This is a genomic window from Nocardioides sp. CF8 (assembly GCF_000389985.1).
Taxonomy (GTDB): domain Bacteria; phylum Actinomycetota; class Actinomycetes; order Propionibacteriales; family Nocardioidaceae; genus Nocardioides; species Nocardioides allogilvus.
In genome coordinates, this window is record NZ_CM001852.1 from 145,114 (window position 1) to 167,965 (window position 22,852).

The window sequence follows — 22,852 nt, forward strand, 5'->3', positions numbered from 1 at the left end:
GCGGCCATGGCAGTCCACGTCCACGTCGCCGAGCGCACCGACGCCCTGGCTGATGCCCTGGCGGCGTTGCTCGCGACCCCGCTGGCGGATCCCTTCGCCCGCGAGGTGGTCGTGGTGCCGGCGCGCGGCGTGGAGCGGTGGTTGACCCAGCGGCTCTCGCACCGGCTCGGGGTGGGGCCGCGGGCCGGTGACGGCGTGTGCGCGGGCGTGGACTTCGTGACGCCCTCCTCGCTGGTCGCGATGCTGCTCGACAAGGACACTGAGGACCCGTGGGACCCGGAGCGGCTGGCGTGGCCGTTGCTCGACGTCATCGACTCGGTGATGGGCGAGCCCGGTTTCGGTGACCTGACGGCCCACCTCGGCGGCGGCGACCCCGACGACGAGCGCAGCACCCGCCGTTATGCCGTCGCCCGGCGACTCGCCGGGCTGTTCGCGTCCTATGCCAGCCAGCGACCGACGCTGATCACCGACTGGCGGGCGGGTCGCGACACCGACGGCACGGGCGGCGAGCTCGAGGGCGACCTGCGCTGGCAGGCCGAGCTCTGGCGACGGCTGATCGCCCGGATCGACGTTCCTCCTCCGGACGTCCGGCTCGCGACCACGCTGGAGCGACTGCGCAGCGGCGGCGCCGACCTCGACCTGCCGCCCCGGCTCTCGCTGTTCGGCCACACCCGGCTGCCCGAGACCGAGGTCGCGCTCCTCGACGCGCTCGGCGCCCTCCGCGACGTCCACCTCTGGCTGCCACAGGCCTCCCCGGCGTTGTGGTCGGCCCTCGAGCCGACCGCTCGCGAGGGTCAGGTGCCGAGGTCGGCCGACGACTCCGCCGACCTCGTCGGCCACCCGCTGCTCGGCTCCCTGGGGCGCGACTCGCGCGAGCTGCGACGCACGCTCGGCGCCGTACCAACAGCGCCCACGTCGGGCACACCCCGACCGCCCGACACGCTGCTGGGCTGGCTGCAGTCCGACCTGCGCGCCAACGCCGCCCCCGACCCCGCGACCCGGGCCCGACGCACGGGCGCGGACTCGTCCGTGCAGGTCCACGCCTGCCACGGCTCCGCGCGCCAGGTCGACGTGCTGCGCGAGGTGCTCGTCGGGCTGCTCGCCGACGACCCGACCCTCGAGCCCCGCGACATCCTGGTGATGTGTCCCGACATCGAGAGCTATGCACCCCTCATCTCGGCCGGGTTCGGGCTCGCCGACATCGCCGAGGGCCAGGGCCACCCGGCCCACCAGCTGCGGGTGCGGCTCGCGGACCGGGCACTCGGTGCCACCAACCCGTTGCTCGGCGTCGCGGCCCAGCTCGTCGAGCTGGTGCGCGGACGGCTGACCGCGACCCAGGTCCTCGACCTCGCCGGCTCCGACCCCGTGCGCGCGCGTTTCGGCTTCGGCGACGACGCGCTCGAGCGGATCGCGCAGTGGGTGGGCGAGGCCGGCATCCGGTGGGGCTACGACGCCGACCACCGCGCCGGGTTCGGGCTCGGCGGACTGTCCGCCAACACCTGGGCCGCCGGCCTCCGCCGGGTGCTGCTGGGAGCCGCGATGTCGGGGCTGGACCACCGACAGGTCGCCGGAGCGCTGCCGGTCGACGACGTCAGCGACGGTGACCTCGAGCTGGCCGGCCGGTTCGCGGAGTTCATCGACCGGATGCACACGTTCCTGACCGGCGCCGAGGCCGCGCGCACGGTGGCCGACTGGACGGGCGTGCTGGGCGACGGCGTGCACCAGCTGACCGCGACCGCGCTCGACGACAGCTGGCAGGTCGCACAGTTCGACCGCGAGCTGGCCCGGATCGCGGCCGGAGCGGCCGGCAAGGACACCTTGCTGCGGCAGGCCGACGTCCGCGCGCTGCTGCAGCAGCGGCTCCGGGGGCGACCGACCCGCTCCAACTTCCGCACCGGCACGCTGACGGTCTGCACGATGGTGCCGATGCGCTCGGTCCCGCACCGCGTGGTGTGCCTGGTCGGACTCGACGACGGTGTCTTCCCGCGCGCGACCGGGGTCGACGGTGACGACGTGCTGGCGAGACGACCGCGCACCGGTGAGCGCGACGTGCGCTCGGAGGACCGCCAGCTGCTGCTCGACGCGATCGCCGCGACGACCGAGACCTTGGTGATCACCTACACCGGGCGCGGCGAGCACAACGGCGCCGAGCGACCGCCGGCAGTCCCGCTCGGAGAGCTGCTCGACGCCCTCGACCGCACCGCGGCCGAGCCGGTCCGCGACCGCGTGCTCACCCAGCACCCGCTCCAGCCCTTCGACGAGGACAACCTCGTCCCCGGCCGGCTGCGCGGCACGCGCCCCTTCACCTTCGACCGCTCCGCCCTCGCCGGCGCCCAGGCTGCCCGGGGCGAGCGGCTGGTCGTGCGTGAGCTGGTGCCGACGGCGCTGCCGCCCGCCGAGCCGACTCCCGAGGTGGCGCTGGCGGACCTGCAGGACTTCTATCGGCACCCGGTGCAGGGCTTCCTGCGCAGGCGGCTGCGGATCACCAAGCCCTACGACGCCGACGCGATCAAGGACGCGATCCCGATCACCCTCGACAACCTCGAGCAGTGGGCGGTCGGCGACCAGCTCGCGACGGCGGTGCTCGGCGGGGCCGAGGGTCCCGCCGTCATCGAGGCACTCCGAGCCGGCGGCCAGCTGCCGCCGGGTCCGCTCGGCGACGGGGTGCTGGAGACGATCAAGACGAAGGCAGGGCCGCTCGTGCTGGCCGCGCGCGGCCTGCAGACGGGTCCGCCCCGCACCCTCGACGTTGACATCGACCTCGGTGATCGCCGCGTCACCGGCACCATCGGCGACATCTTCGGCAACAACCTGGTCGCGGTCTCCTTCTCCAACCTCGGCGCCAAGCACCGGCTGGCCGCGTGGCTCAACGCGCTGGCCCTCGCCGCCGGTCGGCCCGACGAGAACTGGACGATCCACACCATCGGCAAGCACCGCTCCGGCGGACAGGTCGCGATGGTCAGGCCGCTCGCCGAGCACGACGCCCGCGCGTGGCTGCGCGACCTCGTCGCCCTGCACGAGGCCGGGCTGCGCGAGCCGCTGCCGCTTCCGGTCAAGACGTCGCTGGCCTGGACCGAGGAGTTCCGCCGCACCCAGGGCGGCAGCGACGGCGACCCCGACGCGCGGGGCCGCGCCGAGTGGACGACACCGCGCTTCAACGACTCCGGCTTCCCCAAGGAGGACGCCGACGCCTGGCACGTGCGCGCCTTCGGCGAGCACGCCGACTACGACCTGCTCGCCGCGCCGCTGCGGGCGGGAGAGGACGGCCCCGCCCCCCACCGGCTGGGTCACTTCTCGTGGCGGCTGTGGAGCCCGCTGATCGGCGACGACTCCCCCACCGGCCGCCCCGGCAACGAACAGATCCGGGGCATCTGATGGAGACCTTCGACATCACCCGCGACCTCGAGCCCGGCATCACCCTGCTCGAGGCGAGTGCCGGCACCGGCAAGACCTGGACGATCGCAGCCCTCGTGACCAAGCACGTCGCCGAGGGCCGGGTCGCGCTCGACGAGATGCTCGTCGTCACCTTCACCCGCGCCGCCAGCCAGGAGCTGCGCGAGCGGGTGCGCGCCCAGCTCGACGAGGCCGTGCAGGTGCTCGCCGACCCGGCGTCGCGCGAGTCCGGCAACCGCCTTCACGACTGGCTGCTGGGAGCCGACGCGGCCGAGGTCGCGCAGCGGCTGCGCCGGCTCACCGCCGCACTGGTCTCCTTCGACGAGGCCACCATCGCCACCATCCACCAGTTCTGCCAGCTCGTCCTGCGCAGCCTGGGCGTCGCCGGCGACACCGACTCCGGCGCCACCCTGGTCGAGGACCTCGAGCAGCTCACCTCCGAGGTCGTCGACGACCTCTACCTCGCCCGCTTCGGCAAGGAGGAGAAGCCGCCGTGGAGCCGCACCGAGGCGCTGGCGCTCGCCCGCGAGGTGGTCGGTGACCCGCGCGCGGTGATCGAGCCGGTGGCGGTGCTGACCGAGGCGCCCGACTCACCGGCGGCGATACGCGTGCGGTTCGCGACCGAGGTGCTCGACGAGGTCGAGCGCCGCAAGCGCCGGCTCGGCGTGCTCAGCTACGACGACCTCCTCAGCCAGCTCGCCGACGCCCTCACCGAGCTCGACGCCCCGGCCCGCGCGCGCATGCGCCGGCGCTGGAAGTTCGTGCTGATCGACGAGTTCCAGGACACCGACCCGGTGCAGTGGCAGGTCTTCCAGCGGGCCTTCGCCGACTCGACCACGATGGTGCTGATCGGCGACCCCAAGCAGGCGATCTATGCCTTCCGCGGCGGCGACATCGTCACCTACCTCGCCGCGGCCGACGCCGCGCGCACCACCCAGACGCTGGGCGTCAACTGGCGCTCCGACCAGCCGCTGCTCGACGGGCTCCAGGCCCTGCTCGAGGGCGCGACCCTCGGCGACCCGCGCATCGCCGTACACCCCGTGACGGCGAACTATCGCGAGTCGCGCCTGTCCGGTGCGGGCGCGCCGTTCCGGCTCCGGGTCGTACGCCGCCAGGAGCTCGGCAAGGGGCCGCGGTCCAAGCCCCCGGTGGCCGTCTGGCGCGAGCACGTCATCACCGACGCGGCGCACGACATCAAGCGGCTGATCCAGAGCGGCGCGACCTTCGAGGGCCGGGCGCTGGTGCCCGGAGACATCGCCGTGCTGGCCGCGCGACGCAGCGAGCTCGAGGCGACGCAGGAGGCGCTCGCCGCCGTCGGCGTGCCGTCGGTCATCAACGCGGGCGGCTCGGTGTTCCACACGCCCGCGGCCGCCGAGTGGGTGACCTTGCTGGAGGCGCTGGAGCAGCCCCACCGCGCCGACCGGGTCCGGGCCGCCGCGCTGACCTCGTTCTTCGGCTACTCCGCGGCAGCGCTCGACGCCGGCGGCGACCAGCTCACCGACTCGCTGGCCGAGCGCGTCCGCACCCTCACCGACGTCTTCACCACCCGTGGCGTCGCCGCCGTCCTCGAGGTCACCGTCGTCGCCGGCCTCACCGCGCGGGTGCTGGGACGCGTCGGCGGCGAGCGCACCCTGACCGACATCCGCCACATCGGCGAGGCGCTCCACCGCGTCAGCGTCGAGGACCAGCTCGGCATCGTCGGTGTCCTCGGGTGGCTGCGCGAGCAGGTCGCCGACGACAAGGTCGAGGTCGCCTCCGAGCGCACCCGCCGACTCGACTCCGATGCCGCGGCGGTCCAGCTCGTGACGATCCACGGCAGCAAGGGCCTGCAATATCCCGTCGTCTACCTCCCGACTCTGTGGAACCGCTATGTCGGCAACGATCCGGAGATCCCGCTCTTCCACGACGACGAGGGCCGGCGCTGCCGCGACGTCGGTGGCCGCAGCCCCTTCCACCGCCACTCGGTGGCCCGCCACTGGCGCGAGGACGCCGGTGAGTCGCTGCGGCTGCTCTACGTCGCGCTGACGCGGGCCCAGTCGCAGGTCGTCGCGTGGTACGCCGCGGCCGAGCGCAACACCCCGGCGTCCCCGTTGCACCGGATGCTCTTCGGGCGCCGGCCGCAGGGAGTGGCCGTGCCCGACGAGCAGGCACTGGTCGCCGAGGACCGGTTGCTCGAGATCCTGGGGCACTGGCAGGCCGCCGGCGGCCCGGCGGTCGAGCTCGCCGCACTGACCCCGCCCGACCCGACGCCGCTGGAGCGGTCCACCGAGCCGCTCGCCGTGCGCACGTTCTCCCGCATCGTGGACACCGCGTGGCGCCGTACGTCCTATTCGTCGTTGTCGGCCGCGGGCGCTGCCCACAGCGATGCCGGCGCCTGGTCCGAGCCGCTGTCCGAGCCCGAGGATCCACCCGAGTTGGGCGACGCCTTCCTGCTGACCGAGGCCGCACCGCCGCCCGACGTGGAGACCGCAGCGGTGCCATCGCCGATGGCCGACCTGCCCGTGGGTGCGACGTTCGGCTCTCTCGTGCACGCGGTGCTCGAGCACGCCGACCCGGCGGCGCCCGACTTCCGTGCCGAGCTGCTCGCCCACATCAGCGAGCAGCTCGTGTGGTGGCCGGTCGACCTCGATGCCGAGGCGCTCGCCGACGCCCTGGCGGCCGTCTGCTCGAGCCCGCTCGGTCCGCTGGCCGACGACCTGACGCTGCTCGACCTGCGACTCCCCGACCGGCTGCGGGAGCTCGACTTCGAGCTGCCGCTCGCCGGCGGGGACGACGCGGCCTACCCCACCGTCCCGGTGCGGCTCGGCGACCTCGCCCCCTTGCTGCGTCGACACCTGCCTCTGGGCGATCCGGTGCTCTCCTACGCCGACACCCTCGACGGCGACCCCGACCTCGCCGACCAGGAGCTGCGGGGCTACCTCACCGGCTCGATCGACGTGGTGCTGCGGGTGGCGGGCCGCTTCCTGACCGTCGACTACAAGACCAACTGGCTGGGCGACCTGGACGCGCCGCTGACCGCCCACGACTACCGTCCGGCGGTGCTCGACGACGCGATGGGCCACTCCGACTACCCGTTGCAGGCACTCCTCTACACCGTGGTGCTGCACCGCTTCCTGCGCTGGCGGCTGGCCGACTACGACCCGGCGACCCACCTCGGTGGCGTGCTCTACCTCTACCTCCGCGGCATGTGCGGTCCGGACACCCCGCGCATCGACGGGGCACCCTGCGGCGTCTTCGCCTGGCGCCCACCCTTGGCTCTGGTGGAGGCCATGTCCGCCCTGCTGGACGGTGCCGACGAGCGAACGGGGGCACGCGCATGAGCGATCTCTTCGAGCCGGTCGATGCCCACGACCGGGACCTGGCGCTGAACGCCCCACCGGTGTTGGCCGCGGTCAACGCGGCCGGCCTGATCACCGCGGCCGACGTGCACATCGCGACCACCCTGGGCCAGCTCGGCGGCGAGCACGACCAGGACGTCCTGCTCGCGATCGCACTGACGTCGCGGGCCGTCCGGCACGGCTCGGTGTGCCTGGGTCTCGCCGACGTCGCCACCCAGCTCGGCGACCTCGACCTGGCCTGGCCCGCCATCGACTCGTGGTCGGCGGCGATCGAGCGGAGCCCGCTGCTGGGCCTCGGTGTGCTGCACTGGGAGCACGGCCTGCTCTACCTCGACCGCTACCACGAGCAGGAGACCCAGGTCCTCGACGACCTGATGGCCCGGGCCGCATCGACCCCGCCGACGGATCCTGCCCTGCTGGCCGCGTCCTTGGCCCGGGTCTTCCCGGACGAGGGCTATGCCGAGCAGCGCGCCGCCTGCCTGCACGCAGGCAGTCACTGGACGACGGTCATCACCGGCGGCCCGGGCACCGGCAAGACGACCGCCGTGGCCGGGCTGCTGGTCGCCCTGCACGAGCAGGCCGAGGCGCGCGGCGAACACCTGCGGATCGCGATGGCGGCCCCGACCGGCAAGGCCGCCGCCCGCCTGGAGCAGGCCGTGCGCAACAACGCCGGCGACTTCAACGAGACCGACCGGGCCCGGCTGGCGGGGGTCACCGCGATGACCCTGCACCGCCTGCTGCGCCCCCACCCGGGCAACCGCACCCGCTTCCGCCACCACCGCGGCAACCGGCTCCCCCACGACCTCGTCGTCGTCGACGAGACCTCGATGGTCTCGCTGACCATGATGGCGCGGCTGCTCGAAGCCGTGCGCCCCGACGCCCGGCTGGTCTTCGTCGGCGACCCCGACCAGCTCTCCTCGGTCGACGCCGGCGCGGTGCTGACCGATCTCGTCCGCGGCTACGACGGTCGCCCGGACACCCCGGTCGCGGCGTTGCGCACCGCCCACCGCTACGGCGAGGAGATCGGTGCACTGGCCGAGGCGCTGCGCCTCGGTGACGCCGACGCCGCGATCGAGGCGCTCCGCGCTGGCCACGACCAGGTCGAGTGGGTCACCGATCCCGATCCAGCCTCGGCGATCCGCGCGACGGCGCTGCCGGCGGCCCTCGCCGTACGCGACGCAGCCGCCGCAGGCGACGGAGCCAAGGCGCTCTCTGCTCTCGACCGCCACCGGTTGCTCTGCGCGCACCGCGACGGCCCCTTCGGCGTGCGCCACTGGAACCGGCGGATCGAGCAGTGGCTGACCCAGGAGACCGGTGACCCGCTCTACGAGTCGGCCTACCTCGGGCGGCCGGTGCTGGTGACCGCCAACGACTACACCCTGGGCATCTACAACGGGGACACCGGCGTCGTCGTCGACACCCCCGCCGGTCGCCGGGTGGCGATCGAGACGAGCACCGGTGCGCTCGACCTCGCACCGTCGCGGCTCGGCGACGTGGAGACGCTGCACGCCATGACGATCCACAAGAGCCAGGGCAGCCAGGCCGACGTCGTGACCGTGCTGCTGCCCGACGAGGAGTCGCGACTGCTCACCCGCGAGCTGTTCTACACCGCCGTCACGCGGGCGCGCAGCAAGGTCCGCGTCATCGGCTCCGAGTCCGCGGTCCGCGCCGCCATCGGCCGCCAGGCCCAGCGAGCCAGCGGCCTGCGGGCCCGTCTCGCAGATGGAAACACCGGTGCAACACCCCGCGGCTAGCCTGTCGGGGTGCCCTTCCTCCTGAGACTCGCCCTGCCCGACGTGCCCGGCTCGCTGGGGCGCGTCGCGACCGCGATCGGCCAGGCAGGTGGCGACATCGACGCGATCGAGATTGTCGAGAAGGACGGCGACGGCACCGCGGTCGACGACGTGCTGCTCGAGATGGCGCCGGGCGCCATGCCCGACTCGGTCGTCTCCGCGTGCAACGCCCTCGAGGGCGTGGAGGTGCTCTGGATCAGCCGGTACGCCGCTGGCGGCAACCTGTTCCTGGACCTCGAGGTGGTCGAGGAGCTGACCGCCCACCCGACCGAGGCACTCGACCGCGTCATCGACCTGCTCCCGATCACCTTCCGCGTCGACTGGGCGGTGCGCGTCGGTCGCGACGGCGCTGTCGGGCGCAGCACCGAGGCTGCCCCCGCGGAGATCGCGTGGGTCGACATCCAGCGGCCCTCACGGCTCCCCGACGACGAGGTGACGGTGCTGTGCGGCGCCCCGCTCGGCCCCGACCTGATCGTGCTCGGGCGCCGGGGCGGTCCCGAGTTCCTGGACTCCGAGCTGGCGCGCCTGGGCCACCTGCTCGGGCTCGCGCGCTCGATCAACCGCGCCTGATCACCTTCGCTCGCCGCTCGCCGCTCGCCCTTGGCGGTGCAACAGCAACCGTTCCGAGCCCCGCGAACGGTTGCAAACCCACCGCCCGAACGTGAGCACGCTCCAGCAGGCGACGACTCAGGCGCGCTCGAGCACGAACAGCGGGATCTCGCGGTCCGTCTTCTCCTGGTAGGACGCATAAGTCGGCCAGGTGGCCACGGCGAGCTCCCACCAGTCGGCTCGCTCCGCGCCCTCGAGCAGTCGCGCCGTGTAGGTGTGCTTCTCGGCCTTGTCCTGCACCTCGACCTCCGGGTGCGCGACGAAGTTGGCGTACCACTCCGGGTTGTCGGGGGCACCGCCCTTCGAGGCGACCGCGAGGTAGGCGCCGTCGCGCTCGACACGCATCACCGGGTTCTTGCGGAGGTCGCCGCTCTTGCGGCCGACCGAGGTCACGACGACGATCGGGTAGTCGGTCCCGGAGAGGGTGCCGCCCCTCTCACCGTTGCTGGCCTCGTACTCCTCGACGTTCTTGCGGACCCACTCGGTCGCGCTGGGGACATAGGTTCCGTTGAGTGCCATGACCACCACAACACCACCCCGGCCGGGGCCATTCCGGCCCGACTACGCTCCCCCGCATGAGTGCGATCGAAGGCGTGTCCGAGACGTTCGACCCCGCGGCCTGGGACGACGTCCCCGGTTTCGAGGACCTGACGGACCTCACCTACCACCGGGCCAAGGCACACGGCACCGTGCGGATCGCCTTCGACCGGCCGGACGTGCTCAACGCGTTCCGCCCGCACACCGTCGACGAGCTGCTGCGGGTCCTCGACCACGCTCGCCAGTCTGCCGACGTCGGGTGCGTCCTGCTCACGGGCAACGGACCCAGCGACAAGAACGGCAAGTGGGCCTTCTGCACCGGCGGCGACCAGCGCATCCGGGGCAAGGCCGGCTACCAGTACGAGACCGACGGCCACACCGACGAGGCAGCGCCGCCGAACCCGATCGACCGGGCCAAGCTCGCGCGCCTGCACATCCTCGAGTGCCAGCGGCTGATCCGCTTCATGCCCAAGGTCGTCATCTGCGTGGTCCCGGGCTGGGCGGCCGGCGGCGGCCACAGCCTGCACGTCGTCAGCGACCTGACGCTCGCGAGCCGTGAGCACGCCCGCTTCAAGCAGACCGACGCGGACGTGGGCTCGTTCGACGGCGGCTACGGATCGGCGTACCTCGCTCGACAGGTCGGGCAGAAGTTCGCCCGGGAGATCTTCTTCCTTGCCGAGGAGTACGACGCCGAGACGATGTTCGCCATGGGTGCGGTCAACCGCGTGGTGGACCACGCCGACCTCGAGGCGACCGCGCTGGAGTGGGGGGCGAAGATCAACGGCAAGTCCCCGACCGCGCAGCGGATGCTGAAGTACTCCTTCAACCTCCTCGACGACGGCTTGGTCGGACAGCAGCTCTTCGCCGGCGAGGCGACGCGGCTGGCCTACATGACCGACGAGGCGCAGGAGGGCCGCGACCAGTTCCTGGAGAAGCGCGAGCCCGACTGGTCGCCCTACCCCTGGTACTACTGATCTGGGCTATTCCCGCAGGTCAGCGGCCTACTGGGTCTCCACCTGTGGCAGAGATGTGGCAAGAACTGTCGCCGCCATGCCAGATGCGGCCGCTCGGGTCTTGTCCTCAACGGTCGGCCAGAGGTGGGCGTACGTGCCCAACGTGGTTGTGGCAGAGGCGTGGCCCATCGACCGTTGCACGGTGACGACATCGCATCCCGCCGCGATCAGCCCGCTGGCGAAGTAGTGCCTGAGATCGTGCAGTTTGTGGTTCGTGCCGGCGGCGGTGCGGGTTGAACGCCAGCGATAGTCGACGAGATTGTCCTGCCACGGCTTCCCTCCTTCGTCGAAGAGCCAGCGAGCTGGGTCGCCGTCCGGGCTGTGCTGGCCGACGTGTTGCGAGAGGATTGTGACGAGTTCGTCCGCCAGGTAGATCGTGCGCTCCGACTCGTACTTCGGTGCCCTGATCAACACGGTGACCCCGCCGACGGCTTCGACGAGGTCCTTACCCTCCGCGATGTCGGACATCTTGGCGCGCTGGATCTGGCGGGTGACACGTAGCGTGCGACCCAGGAAGTCGATGTCACGCACCTGGACTCCGAGCGCCTCACCCCGGCGTAGCCCAGCGAAGGCGCACAGCGCGACATACGCCGTGAACCCCGGCCGAGACTTTGGCCGGTTGGGCGGGTCCGCAGCGTTGAGCAGCTTCGCCACGTCGACGCTGCTGGGGATGCGCATCGCTGCCTCGGCCTTGCGCTTGCGCGGCAGCACAACGCCGATTGTCGGGTCGCTCGGGATCAGACGGTCGGCGACTGCCGCGCGAAAGACACCTCGGACGATCGTGAATCGCGTGTCGATGGTCGTCGAGGCGAGCTTGGTCGTCATGTGCTTCACCCACCCCTCGATGTGAGACCGCCGGATCGAGCGCAGCGGCATGTCGCCGAAGGTGACCCCCGCTGCCGCCAGATCGGCGTTCTCCCTCGTTGACGACACCCAGACCTGACGGGGCGCCAAGTCGGCGTAGAAGGACGCGAACGTGACCCGACCAGCGCGCGGGTCGACCCAGTCACCGCGGACGACCTTGGCCTCTTCGGTCGTTACCCACCGACTCGCGTCGATCTTTCGCTTGAACGACTTGGTGTGCTGCTTGCCAGCCTCGTCGCGATATGCGCCGCGCCACGCCTCGTCTTGTTTCCATACCCAGCCCATGACTGTCACTCCTTCCGAGCTGTCTTCATGATGCGCCTGAACGCCGACACGTCCAGGTCGGCTTAGTCGTGCTGTGGACGGTTGGTCTGTTCGGTGAGCCAGAGGACGAGGTCGGCTCGCCAGTAGCGGACGTGGCGGCCGACCTTGAAGGACCGGGGTCCGCAGCCGAGGTGGCGCCAGTAGCGCAGGGTGCCCTCAGGCACGCGGAGGAAGGCGCAGGCTTCTTGCAGGGTCAGCATCTCGTCGCCGGGGTTGCGGCGTGGGTTCGGGATGGTGGGCTGAGCGGTCATGGATGGCTCCTGGGTGATCGCGACCGTGGGGGTCGGGAAGCAGGACGGTCCTGCCTCGGCAGACAGGTGTGCATGGCGTCCCAATCGATGATCAGCGATCATTGGTGGGTGGAACCGGTGACGGTGATCGAGGCAGCCCGCAAGGCCGCGGGCATGTCACAGCGTCAGTTGGCGGACTGGGCCAGGACTCAGCAGTCGTCGGTCTCGGAGTACGAGTCGCGCCGAAAGTCACCGACTCTGGCGGTCGTCGAACGGCTTCTCGATGCGGCCGACCACGACCTCGTCGCCCAGCCACGAGTCTTCTTCGAGTACGTGGACGATCCGGACCTTGGCGGGTACTTGGTTCCGGACCGGCTCTGGCAGGTCCCGATCCCGGAGTGCTACTCGCGCGTGGTGGTGTTCTACCTACGAGCGATCACCGGCTACGACGTCTGGGATCTCGCGATCCCAGAAGAGCGCCTCGAGTTCTACGGACTGGCGGTGCACCATGGCAACGAGGAGATCCTGCTCAATGCCGTCGATGGGGCGCTGTTGGTCGAGGCGTGGCCGAGCCTGGACCTCCCAGACGTCATCCGAGCTGCGTGGCAACCACTGATCGATGCCGCCAAAGGTGTTGGTCCCAAGCGGAGGCGGCCGCGGGATCCGGGCGGCTTCTCTGCGAGGTTGGCCGCCGAGATGGGCATGCGCTGGCCGATGCCCACGAAGTCCCGCCCTCGCTCAAAGGCCAAGCGGGACGCCATCCGCCGGCGTTGACGGGCGGCGCTCGGGCACTGGTCGGCGCTGCTGTGCGCCGTACACCTCGATCGCGTCGATGGCCCGGCGTCGAGCATGTGCCGGTCCCAGGTCTGCGCGATCGCGGCTGAACACGTCGATCCACTGTTGCCTGGCGTCGTCGACGGACTCGGCGACGACGTGGGCTGTGTTGGATGCGCGGCCGCGCGTCATGGCGACGTAAGCCGCCGCGGCACCGGTGTGTTCCCCGATGACGACGTGCGCGGACTCGACGGTCTCGCCCTGGGCGCCATGCACCGTGGTGGCGTAGGCGAGCTCGACGAAACGTGCCGCGTAGTCAGGCTGAATCTCTCGATCCCGGCCTTGTCCGCGCAACACGAGGCTGCCGTCCTCACCCAAGCCGGTGACTGTCCACGTCTGGCGGTTCGCGACCTGAAGGCCGGGGTCATTGCGGCGCGTCGTGACCCGGTCGCCGAGCCCGATCTGCTCACCACGAGCGGTCGTGACGACCGGCTCGCGACAGGTGGCCGACTGCGTTGCGTGCCGATGCTCACGGATGGCAGCGTTGAGGTCGGCGACCTGTTCGCGGGTGTCGGCAACGACCAAAGCTCCCCTGGCCCCGACCTTTGCGACCACCTCGGATCGTTCTACCTCGGAGGCGTGGATCACCACCTGGCCTCGCCGACGCAGCTCGTCGAAAACCCCGCCCGGCTTCTCCCCGGTACGCATCCGCAGACTCAGTGCCGCGTAGCCGGGGTCTACGAACCGGTGCACCTTCTCGAGTGTGACGACAGCGGTGGGGTGTGCCCACGCGACTGCGTGGTCGAGGACGCCACCGCGGCCGACGGCGGGGAGTTGATGCCGGTCCCCGACGAACGCCACCCGGGCACCGGTCTCGTCGGCGATGGTGAGAACCGCTCGGGCGGTGTCCTGGTCGAGCATCCCGGCCTCGTCGACGAGCAGCAGGTCACCGGCCCGAAGCTGAGCCTGTGCCTGGGGAGCAGGGTTGAGTTGCCGGGTCCAGTGGCCGTCGTTGTCCCAGCGCCATCCGTGCTGGTGGATCAGCCAAGCAGCGGAGTGTCCCTCGGCAGCGGTCTCTGCGGCGGCGACCTCGGCGGCCTTCAGTGTCGGGGTCACCACCACCAACCGATGGCCCCGCCGTGACAGTAGGTGTTGGGCCGAGCGCAGGGCGGTGGTCTTCCCGGCCCCTGCGGCACCCTCGACCACGACCAGGGGCCCGTCGCCGGCCAGGGCGCCGACCACGGCGGCTTGGGTCGGGTCGATCCGGACCAGGCCGCGCCCGCCCATGCGGGCGCTGCGGGCTGGTCGATCTGCGCGTCTCCCGAACCGGGTGACGATGTCGGCCTCGACCTCGAGAACCTGTGGCGAGCTGAACGAGCGGACGTGCTCGGGCACATCGGGTCGCGTGAGCAGCGTGACGCACCGGTCGGTGGCCCGGGCGGTGATGTCTTCGGCAAGCTCGATCCGGGCAGCCGGCTCCGCAAGGAGGCCGGTCTGGGCCAACAGAACTTCAGTCTTCCCGCGGACGTCCGCAGCGTTCCAAGCCGACCTCTTCGCCCCCAGAATCGAGACCACCAGTTCCGCCGCGGCATCGCGATCGATCCACCCCGGCCGCGTCCCCGCCAGCGGTACGGCTCCGGTCGGGTCGCGGTAGCCGAGATCCCGCACTTCGCTGTTCCAGCCGTCCACGAGCTCACGGCCATCGATCGGAACGATCTTGTCCGGGCGCGCTTCGGCCCACGCCCGCCGGTCCCACCCCTCCCGCAGCCGCGGACCCGGCTCCTCACCGCGATGCTCAGCCCGCCACGCGGCTTCGTAACGGTCCACGTTGCGGCGGATCTGCGCGGTCCGGGCACTGAACGCCCCGACGTACGGCACCAACTCCCGGATCTCACTCGTCTCCGGGTCCAGGGACAAACCGTGCGCAGCGAGGACCGACCGGAACTGCGGGTCCGTGGCGACAGCGGCGTGCCCAATCCCATTGATCGCCTCAATCGAGTCCCGGATCCCAACCGAGTGCAGACCCCGCCACGTCCCGGACGCCCACACCCGGGCGTTGATCTGCAGGTGTAGATGCCGATGAGGATCCCCTGCCCGCGACGTGTAGTGCCGGATCACCGCCGCCTCGATCCGCTCGACCGGCACCTGCACCTGTCGGTCGCGGGGCCCGACCCGGGTGGTCGCGTGCTGCGCGACCCAGCCGACGATCTCGGTGGCTGCCCTGTCTTGGGCTTCGTCCAGCGCGGCCGAGATATCTGGATGGAGCGCCGCGGCCAGCGACCAGGTCTTCGGACCGTTGACGGTGACCTCGACGAACCGGAGCCCGTTGCTGTCGGTGCGCAGACGGCCCTTCGGCTTCCTCGATTCGAGATCGACACCGGCGACCCATTGCTCGTACGTCTCGCCGTCCATCGACCCCGCGTGCTCGACGCCGTCCGGGGTCGCGGTGAGTCGCTCGGCAACCCCGGTGCCTTCGTCGAGGTAGTAGTCATCAGCACGGGATCGATCTCGCTCGACGTAAGCCCGCGCAGCGTTCGCTGCGCCGCGGTAGAACTTCACCCCGCCATGCACCCGGACCACCCGCCTCAACGACGTCCGTCGACAACCAACGGACCCCTAGAAATGCCGCGTGGGCCGCCCGACCACGGGCGACCCATCTACGAACATTCGTAGCATGCGTGCCGCTCAGAAAGGAGGGGCTGGAGAGCAGGACGGCAAATATCTGGACGGGATTCTGGGGACCGATGTCTGTCAACGAGGTCAATCATCGAGAGGTTGGCGCGGCGATCAGCAATTGGCTGCATCAGTTAAGTGCAGCAGATCTGAGGTTCGCAGCGGGTGCCCGTCCGGTCCCTGTCCGTCGGCTTTCGGGCTGTCCGTGGCCTGCTGTCCTGAGCGCGTACACTACGCTGCCTTGCGTCGGCGGCCGCCCTCAGAGCATCAGCACCGCCGCGGTGATCCCGGCGGCGACGACCGCCCAGCGGAAGACCGCGTCGGGGAGTTTGCGACCTATGCGCGCCCCGACGTAGCCGCCCACGACCGAACCGGCGGCAAGGAGTGCGACCACGTCCCAGCGCGGGTCGGCGACGACGATGAAGATCAGTCCGGCAACGACGTTGCCGACCATTATTGAGAGCGTCTTGAGGCCGTTAACCACGCGTAACTCGAGGTCGGTGCCGAGGCCGAGGACGGCCACCATCATGACACCGGCACCGGCACCGAAGTAGCCGCCGTAGACCCCCGTCAGGGTGGCGCAGGCGGTGGTGGCCGGTGACATGTCCCGCCGTTCCTCGCGCGCCTCCCCGTGGCGCGCGCGCAACCAGGCCGCGATGCGGGGCTGGGCGCCGACCAGGAGGCAGGTGAAGAGGATCAGCCACGGCACGACGGACTCGAAGACACTGGGCGGCAGCGCGAGCAGGAGTGCGGCACCCGCAATTGCCCCGAGCGCGCAGACGACCACGATCACACGGGCGATCGGACCGGCCTCGCGCACCTCCTCCCGATAGCCAACCACCCCGCCGAGTCCACCGGGGATCAGGCCGAGGGTGTTGGACACGTTGGCTACCACGGGCGGCAGGCCGAGCGCGACGAGGACCGGAAAGCTGAGCAGCGAGGCGACGCCGACCGTAGAGGAGAGCACGCCGGCACCGAGCCCGGCCGCAAGAACGATGAGCGACTCGGCCAGGATCACGGCTGCTCGCGGAGCAACGCCACGTCGCTGACCATGACCACGTGCGCGTGCATGGCAGCGGAGGCTGCTGCCGGGTCACCGGCGCGGATCGCCTCGGCGATCGCGCGGTGACCTGCGAGAGAGTCCTGCGGGCGACCGGGCTGGCCCAGGGACTCCAGACGGGTCTCCCGGATCAGGTCGCTGATCTCATCCATCAGGCGAGCAAGCAGCAGCGAGTGAGACGCTGTCGTGACAGCCCCGTGGAAGCGCTCGTCACCCTCGACACCGCGGCCGCCGGCCTCGATGTCGGCCTCCATGAAGGTGAGCGCGTCATCGATCCGGGCCAGGTCGTCGTCAGTGCGCCGGGCGGCTGCGAGCGATGCGATCTTGGTCTCGAGGGCGTCGCGGGTCTCGATGATCTCCGGCAGCCTGTCGGCGTGACTGCGGATCGCCTCGACGATGCGGGTCGACTGGCCGTGACCGGTCGTGACCACCGTGCCATCCCCATGGCGCACCTCGACCGCCCCGATCACCTCGAGCGCGACCAGCGCCTGGCTCAGGGTCGCCCGGCTGACGCCGAGGCGCTGCGCCAGCTCTCGCTCGGGCGGCAGGCGGTCGCCCGCCCGAAGCCCGTTGTCGCCGATCCACGACGAGATGTGGCCGGCCACCTGCTCGTAGAGACGGGTGCGCATCATTGGGCGAGGCAACGACTCTGACATTCGGATAGACTATTGACTCACGGCTCATTGCGCTAGTGACTAGACCAGTGACTCAATAACATGACGCGTCGTCGCCATTCGAGTCGTCGAGCAGATCCCGAGCAGCCTCGCTGTGCCCCATTTCGTTCCCTCGACGTCGAGGAAGCCGGCGCGCAGCTCAGACTGTGGGCGTCTTCTCGGCCCAGCCCTCCGTGGCGCCTTCTCCGTCGGGCTCTCGGTGGGGCATTGCGATCGCCGGCCGGAAAAAATCAGATGCCCATGCTAGGCACGACGAGCAGCTTCCCCGTCGTCCGGCGGCCCTCGAGGTCCTCGTGGGCACGGTGGGCGTCGGCCAGAGCGTAGCGTCCCCCCACGCGCACCTGGAGGATGCCTGACGCGACCTGTGCCAGCACGGCCGTTCCCCGCTCCAGCAACTCCGCTCGGTCCGAGATGTGGTGCGCGAGCGTCGGACGGGTGAGGAAGAGCGAGCCCTTTTTGTTGAGCGTCTGGGGGTCCACCGGTGGCGGCGACCCGCTGGCCGCGCCGATCAGGACCATCAGACCGCGGCGGGCCAGGGAGTCGAGCCCGGCCTCGAACGTCGTTTTGCCCACGCCGTCGAAGACGACGTCGACCCCGCGTTCGGCAGTGAGGGCGCGGACCCCCACGGCGATGTCCTCTCCGTCGTAGAGGAGCACCTCGTCCGCCCCCGCCGCCCGGGCCAGTCGCGCCTTCTCCTCGCTCGAGGTCGTGCCGATGACCCTGACACCCTTATGGGCGAGCATCTGGGTGAGAAGCAGGCCGAGGCCGCCGGCGGCCGCATGCACTAGGGCGACGTGTCCGGAGTGCGCGACGAAGGTGGACTCGCACAGGTAGTGCGCAGTCATGCCCTGCAGCATCACCGCGGCCGCCTCCTCCAGCTCGACAGACTCGGGCACCAGCACAGTGCGATCAGCCGCCACCAGGACCTGCTCGGCGTAACCGCCACCGGTCTCCATTGCCCAGGCAACGCGGTCCCCGATGCTGAGGTCGGTGACGTCGGGTGCCACCGCCGACACGGTCCCGGATCCCTCCGAACCGGCGATGAAGGGGGTGTCCATCGCGTACTTCCCGGAGCGCTGGTAACAGTCCAAGAAGTTGACCCCGGCTGCCGCCACGTCGATCCGGACCTGACCCGGACCGGGTTCGGGTGTGCCGGTCTCGATGACGACGAGCGCCTCCGGTCCTCCCTGCTGCTCGACGACGACTGCTCGCACCGCTGCTCCTCATGTTGTTCCTACATGACCGCTCCGCCCTTCGAGGACCTCGAAGGCACGTCTGTGCAACAGTTGGGCTACTGGGCCATCGCTGGGGCGCCCTCGACGCCCTCGGCGGGGGTGGTTGCACCGGTCGGCACGGGCTCCGGTGCACGCCTGGGAGCCCGCTCCATCGACACGCTGCCGTCTAGCAGGCGTCCTGCGTCAGGAACCTGGGTCGACAGCCCGAGTTCCGCGAGCATCGTGAAGACCGTGGCGGTGGCCGCGGACAGGACGGGGAGTCCGGCCTCGTCCTCGACGGGCTGGATGGCCGGCAGCGAGGGCATCTGCACGCACGCCGACAGCACCAGCGCGTCGGCCTTCGTCGTGTCCACCTTACGCCAGTGCTCGCGTAGCCCCTCCGGGTCGAGACGGGCCACCTCCAGGTTGTCGGAGACCTCGAGGCTCAACGCGTCCATGACCTCGAAACCGGCGTCCTCCACGTAGTCGACGACCAACTTCGTCAACGGTTTCATGTACGGCGTGATCATGGCGATCCGCCGGGCGCCCAGTGCTTCCAGAGCCCGCAGGAGTGCCCCCGCGCTGGACACGACTGGGGCAGGGACACCCTCCCGGTCGAGGACCCCCGTGATCTGGGCCTCGGCGGTGCAGTGGTAGCCGGCGCCCTGCGCCATGATCGCGACGAGGCACGCCGAGGCCACCACGTCGGGCCTGGCGTCGGCGACCTCGAGGGCCGCACGCTCGGTTTGCGCGTTCATCCGGAGCAGCTCCTCGGGCGTCACGTGCTTCATCCGCATGCGACTGCTGTGGAACGTGAATCGCTCCTCGGGAATGCGGCGCTCGCGAGCCTGCAGCATTCTGGGCAGCTCTGTTTCCATGGTCAGGTTCGAGCTGGGGACGATCATCCCCACGCGGTAGTCGGTCATGGTGCGCTCTCCTCGACAGTGCAGGGGTTCGATGGCCGTATGGGTGAGGTTGCACTGAGACCGGTGCTTGACGCCATGTGAGACGTGGGTAACACTCTGACCCAGTGGTCCAGCCACTATGCCACCCAGTCACCCAGAGCGCCACCGCCACCACTTCCCGGGCCCCGATGCCTTCCGAAGGAGACAACCATGAGGATTCGATGCAACCGCCGAGGGATGCTGGCCGCCGCGGCACTCGTCCCCGTCATGACGCTTGCTGCCTGCGGCGGCGACGGAGGGGACAGCGGCACTGCCGCCTCGGGGGAGTGCGGAGACGTGTCCCTGCGTCTCTCGCACCAGTGGCCTGCGGCCACTGGCGACGAGGACGGCGATTTCCGAGCCGAACTCGCCCAGCAGTTCGCCGACAACGTAGCCGAGGCCACTGACGACCAGGTCAGCGTCAAAATCTTCCCGAACAGCTCGTTGGTCGAGTCAACCGAGCAGTACGACGCGATGATGAGTGGAGCGGTCGACATGTCCGTCTTCCCCTTGGACTACGCGTCCGGCCGGGTCCCTGACTTCAGCATCACGCTGATGCCGGCGATGGTCCGCAACCACGAGCAGGCCCAGGCCTGGCAGGAGGCCGAGATCGGCAAGCGCCTTACCGAGGTGATGGACGAGAACGGCGTCCAGGTCCTCACCTGGGTGTGGAACGCCGGTGCAGTCGGCAGCAAGGGTGACCCAGTTGTCAGCCCGTCCGACGTGGCGCCCGGCATGACGATGCGGGCGGCCGGCAGCTACGTGGAGAAGATGCTCGAGGACGCCGGCGCAGGCATCTCGAGCCTGCCGTCGAACGAGATCTACACCGCCATGCAGACCGGGGTACTCGACGCGGCGGTCACCTCGACCGGCTCGTTCGCCTCCTACAACCTCCAGGAGCAGGTGAAGTCCTTCACTTCGCCCTCGGAGAACACGTTCTGGTTCATGTTCGAGCCGCTCATCGTCTCCAACGAGTCCTTCGACAAGCTCTGCCCCGAGCAGCAGGACATCGTGCGCGAGGTCGGCGTCGACCTTCAGGACTACGCCTACACCGCCTCGGAGGAGGACGACGCCCGCGTGGAGAAGGTCTTCTCCGACGCCGGGGTGCAGGTGGAGACAATGGACGACGCTGCCTTCTCCGAGTGGCAGGCGCTCGCCGAGAAGCAGTGGGACGCGTTCGCGTCATCCGCGCCGAACGGCGAGGAGCTCCTCGACCTGGCCAAGAAGGCCTCCGACCAGTAGCCGGACCTTGGGACGGCGGGTCCCGGTCAACGGAGACCCGCCGTCCTGATCCGGTCGCACCGCAGACCCCTCCCTACACCGAAGGATGACCATGCGCGCCCTCAAGTACGTGCTGACGTTCCGATGGGCCAACGTCCTGTCCGAGATCGCCGGACATCTCAGCGCCGTCGCCCTCGTGCTGGCGACGCTCATCATGACCTATGGGGTCTCGATGCGCTACGTCTTCAGCAAGCCCACGGTGTGGCAGACTGAAGTGAGCATCTACCTCCTCGTGTTCGTGACTTTCGTCGGAGCGGCGTACGGGCTCAAGCACCATGCCCACGTCGGGGTCGACCTCCTCGTCGAGCTCCTCCCGCTGCGGTCCCAGCTCGTTGTCAGGATCCTCACCGCACTGCTCGCACTTGGTGTCGCCGGAGCCGTGGTCTGGACGTCCTACGCCACGTGGTGGGAGGCCGTCGAGGGGGGCTTCCGCACTTCCACTGCACTGGGGGCGCCACTGTCCGTGGTCTACGCGATCCTCCCGGTCGGGATGCTGCTCGTGATCTTCCAATACCTCGCTTTCATCATCGAGGGCATCGAGGGCCTGCTGTCCGGGGAGAAGACGGCGGCCAGCGCCGCCCTCCTGGGCCAGGGCAACGCCGAACTGGCCGCCGCCGTCGAGGAGCCAGGCAGCACCACGGCAGCGAACATCGGAGAGGCGGGTGTCGAGCAGACGCACCCGCTGCACACCACCACGGACGAAAGGCGTCAGCCATGAGCTCGCTCACCATGGGTGCCATCATCGGTTTGATGGGCATAGCCCTTTTCATGACCGGCATGCCGATCGCGTTCGCCCTTGGGATGACCGCCATGATCTCCATGCTGATGTTCCTCGGGCCCGCGGAGTTCGAACTCTTCGGCAAGCTGCTCTACGACTCCACCAACGACTTCGGGCTGCTCGCGATCCCCCTCTTCGTGCTGATGGGCAACTTGTTCGGCGGGTCCACGGCGAGCAAACAGCTCTTCGAGGCCGGCGAGGCATGGCTCAGCCGGGTCCGGGGCGGGCTCGGGATGAGCAGCGTGCTGGCCTGCTCGATCTTCGCTGCGCTCACTGGCTCCAGCCCCGCCACCTCCGCCGCCATCGGACGGATCGCGATTCCGGGAATGCTCGAGCGGGGGTACTCCCCGCGCATCGCCGCCGGCGCCATCGCAGCCGGTGGCACCCTGGGCATCCTCATCCCGCCCAGCGTCACCCTGATCCTCTACGGCATCGCCGCCGAGGTGTCGATCGGCCAGCTCTTCGCCGCCGGCATCATCCCGGGCATCATGGTCACGTTCCTGTTCTGCGTGTGGATCTTCATCGCCGTCACCAGGGAGCAGCGAAGTGCTGCCAAAGCATCCGCGTTGGCGCCGGAGATGGCTACGGCCGGCGCTGGGACCGGCGCCTCGACCCTCCACGGCAGTGGCGCACACACGGCCGGCAACTACGTGATCCCCGAATACACCTGGTCCGACCGCTTCCTCTCGTTGGTCAGGGTCCTCCCGTTCATCGTCCTCATCCTCGCGATCCTGGGTGTCCTGTACACCGGCATCGCGACCCCCAGCGAGGCCGCCGCGATCGGCGTGGTCCTGGTCGTGCTCCTGATCGGCTTGGTCTACCGCGGGCTCAACGGGCGCCAGTTCGTGCACGTTCTCCTGGAGACCACCAACCAAAGCACGATGATCCTCATGATCACCGCCTTCTCCGCGGTGATCGCCACGGTGCTCAGCTTCCTGAGCGTGCCGCAGGACCTGGCCCAGATGGTCACCGACCTCGAGGTCAACCGCTGGGTGATCATGGTGGTGATCAACATCTTCCTGCTAGTGCTGGGGCTGTTCCTGCCCCCCGTGTCGATCATCGTGATGGTGACCCCAGTGCTCTACCCGTTGATCATCGGCCTGGGCTTCGACCCGATCTGGTTCGGCATCATCATGACCCTCAACATGGAGATGGGCCTGATCACCCCGCCCGTGGGGCTGAACCTCTACGTCATCAAGGGCATCGCACCCGACATCCCGCTCCGGGACATCCTCATCGGGACGCTGCCTTACGTCGGAGTGCTGGCTATCGGGATCCTGATCCTCTCGATCTTCCCGGAGCTCGCCACCTGGCTGCCACAACAGCTGTACTGACGTCAGATTCGATCCCGCG

17 protein-coding genes are annotated in these 22,852 nt (G+C 70.1%); 9 read left to right on the top strand and 8 right to left on the bottom strand.

Annotated elements, in window-relative coordinates:
• Positions 1 to 6: 6 nt before the first annotated feature.
• From recC to CF8_RS00735, 4 genes are read left to right on the top strand one after another with little or no spacing between them, the layout of a single operon-like run.
• A complete protein-coding gene (gene recC, locus CF8_RS00720) occupies positions 7 to 3,375 on the top strand; it encodes an exodeoxyribonuclease V subunit gamma (RefSeq protein WP_010831222.1) in 3,369 nt (1,122 codons plus the stop codon).
• Positions 3,375 to 6,713 (top strand): UvrD-helicase domain-containing protein, encoded by a 3,339-nt coding sequence (locus CF8_RS00725; protein WP_010831223.1) that lies wholly within the window; start codon positions 3,375 to 3,377, stop codon positions 6,711 to 6,713. The genes recC and CF8_RS00725 overlap by 1 nt, the downstream gene beginning before the upstream one ends.
• Positions 6,710 to 8,485 carry an exodeoxyribonuclease V subunit alpha gene (gene recD / locus CF8_RS00730; protein WP_010831224.1) on the top strand — a complete coding sequence of 592 codons (1,776 nt, stop codon included), beginning with the start codon at positions 6,710 to 6,712 and terminating at the stop codon, positions 8,483 to 8,485. The genes CF8_RS00725 and recD overlap by 4 nt, the downstream gene beginning before the upstream one ends.
• A 9-nt stretch (positions 8,486 to 8,494) precedes the next feature.
• Complete coding sequence (locus CF8_RS00735; protein ID WP_010831225.1) at positions 8,495 to 9,094, top strand: amino acid-binding ACT domain-containing; 600 nt, start codon at positions 8,495 to 8,497, stop codon at positions 9,092 to 9,094.
• A 117-nt stretch (positions 9,095 to 9,211) separates the two neighbouring features.
• Here the strand turns inward: CF8_RS00735 and CF8_RS00740 are convergent, their stop codons facing one another.
• A complete protein-coding gene (locus CF8_RS00740) occupies positions 9,212 to 9,652 on the bottom strand; it encodes a nitroreductase family deazaflavin-dependent oxidoreductase (RefSeq protein ID WP_036491797.1) in 441 nt (146 codons plus the stop codon).
• A gap of 56 nt (positions 9,653 to 9,708) precedes the next feature.
• On the opposite strand from CF8_RS00740, the gene CF8_RS00745 reads away from it, so the two are divergent.
• Positions 9,709 to 10,644: a 1,4-dihydroxy-2-naphthoyl-CoA synthase gene (locus tag CF8_RS00745; RefSeq protein WP_010831227.1), complete on the top strand. Its 936-nt coding sequence runs from the start codon at positions 9,709 to 9,711 to the stop codon at positions 10,642 to 10,644.
• Positions 10,645 to 10,671: 27 nt separating this feature from the next.
• Here the strand turns inward: CF8_RS00745 and CF8_RS00750 are convergent, their stop codons facing one another.
• Positions 10,672 to 11,832 (bottom strand): tyrosine-type recombinase/integrase, encoded by a 1,161-nt coding sequence (locus CF8_RS00750; RefSeq protein WP_010831228.1) that lies wholly within the window; start codon positions 11,830 to 11,832, stop codon positions 10,672 to 10,674.
• Positions 11,833 to 11,894: 62 nt separating this feature from the next.
• Positions 11,895 to 12,122: a helix-turn-helix domain-containing protein gene (locus tag CF8_RS00755; RefSeq protein ID WP_084622738.1), complete on the bottom strand. Its 228-nt coding sequence runs from the start codon at positions 12,120 to 12,122 to the stop codon at positions 11,895 to 11,897.
• Positions 12,123 to 12,194: 72 nt separating this feature from the next.
• Here CF8_RS00755 and CF8_RS00760 point away from each other — a divergent pair, with 72 nt between their 5' ends.
• Complete coding sequence (locus CF8_RS00760; protein WP_156887119.1) at positions 12,195 to 12,875, top strand: helix-turn-helix domain-containing protein; 681 nt, start codon at positions 12,195 to 12,197, stop codon at positions 12,873 to 12,875.
• On the opposite strand, the gene mobF is transcribed toward CF8_RS00760, so the two are convergent.
• The 5 genes from mobF to CF8_RS00785 all read right to left on the bottom strand — a co-directional run bounded on the left by mobF (position 12,840) and on the right by CF8_RS00785 (position 19,422).
• A complete protein-coding gene (gene mobF, locus CF8_RS00765) occupies positions 12,840 to 15,455 on the bottom strand; it encodes a MobF family relaxase (RefSeq protein WP_051204081.1) in 2,616 nt (871 codons plus the stop codon). The two genes, CF8_RS00760 and mobF, sit on opposite strands and share 36 nt — an antisense overlap.
• Positions 15,456 to 15,807: 352 nt before the next feature.
• The gene (locus CF8_RS00770) at positions 15,808 to 16,566 is read right to left on the bottom strand and encodes a sulfite exporter TauE/SafE family protein (RefSeq protein ID WP_010831232.1); all 759 of its coding nucleotides are present in this window, start codon (positions 16,564 to 16,566) and stop codon (positions 15,808 to 15,810) included.
• Positions 16,563 to 17,240: a FadR/GntR family transcriptional regulator gene (locus CF8_RS00775; RefSeq protein WP_010831233.1), complete on the bottom strand. Its 678-nt coding sequence runs from the start codon at positions 17,238 to 17,240 to the stop codon at positions 16,563 to 16,565. Before CF8_RS00775 ends, CF8_RS00770 begins: the two co-directional genes overlap by 4 nt.
• 272 nt (positions 17,241 to 17,512) lie before the next feature.
• Complete coding sequence (locus CF8_RS00780) at positions 17,513 to 18,496, bottom strand: quinone oxidoreductase family protein (protein ID WP_010831234.1); 984 nt, start codon at positions 18,494 to 18,496, stop codon at positions 17,513 to 17,515.
• 77 nt (positions 18,497 to 18,573) lie between these two features.
• Entirely contained in the window at positions 18,574 to 19,422 is an 849-nt protein-coding gene (locus CF8_RS00785; RefSeq protein ID WP_010831235.1) for a maleate cis-trans isomerase family protein, read from the bottom strand.
• 189 nt (positions 19,423 to 19,611) lie between these two features.
• Between CF8_RS00785 and dctP the strand changes: the two genes are divergently transcribed.
• The 3 genes from dctP to CF8_RS00800 all read left to right on the top strand — a co-directional run bounded on the left by dctP (position 19,612) and on the right by CF8_RS00800 (position 22,833).
• A complete protein-coding gene (dctP, locus tag CF8_RS00790; protein ID WP_036489926.1) occupies positions 19,612 to 20,682 on the top strand; it encodes a TRAP transporter substrate-binding protein DctP in 1,071 nt (356 codons plus the stop codon).
• A 91-nt stretch (positions 20,683 to 20,773) separates the two neighbouring features.
• The gene (locus tag CF8_RS00795; RefSeq protein WP_036489928.1) at positions 20,774 to 21,439 is read left to right on the top strand and encodes a TRAP transporter small permease; all 666 of its coding nucleotides are present in this window, start codon (positions 20,774 to 20,776) and stop codon (positions 21,437 to 21,439) included.
• On the top strand, positions 21,436 to 22,833 hold the full coding sequence (locus CF8_RS00800) for a TRAP transporter large permease (RefSeq protein WP_010831238.1): 1,398 nt from the start codon (positions 21,436 to 21,438) through the stop codon (positions 22,831 to 22,833). Before CF8_RS00795 ends, CF8_RS00800 begins: the two co-directional genes overlap by 4 nt.
• Positions 22,834 to 22,852 lie beyond the last annotated feature (19 nt).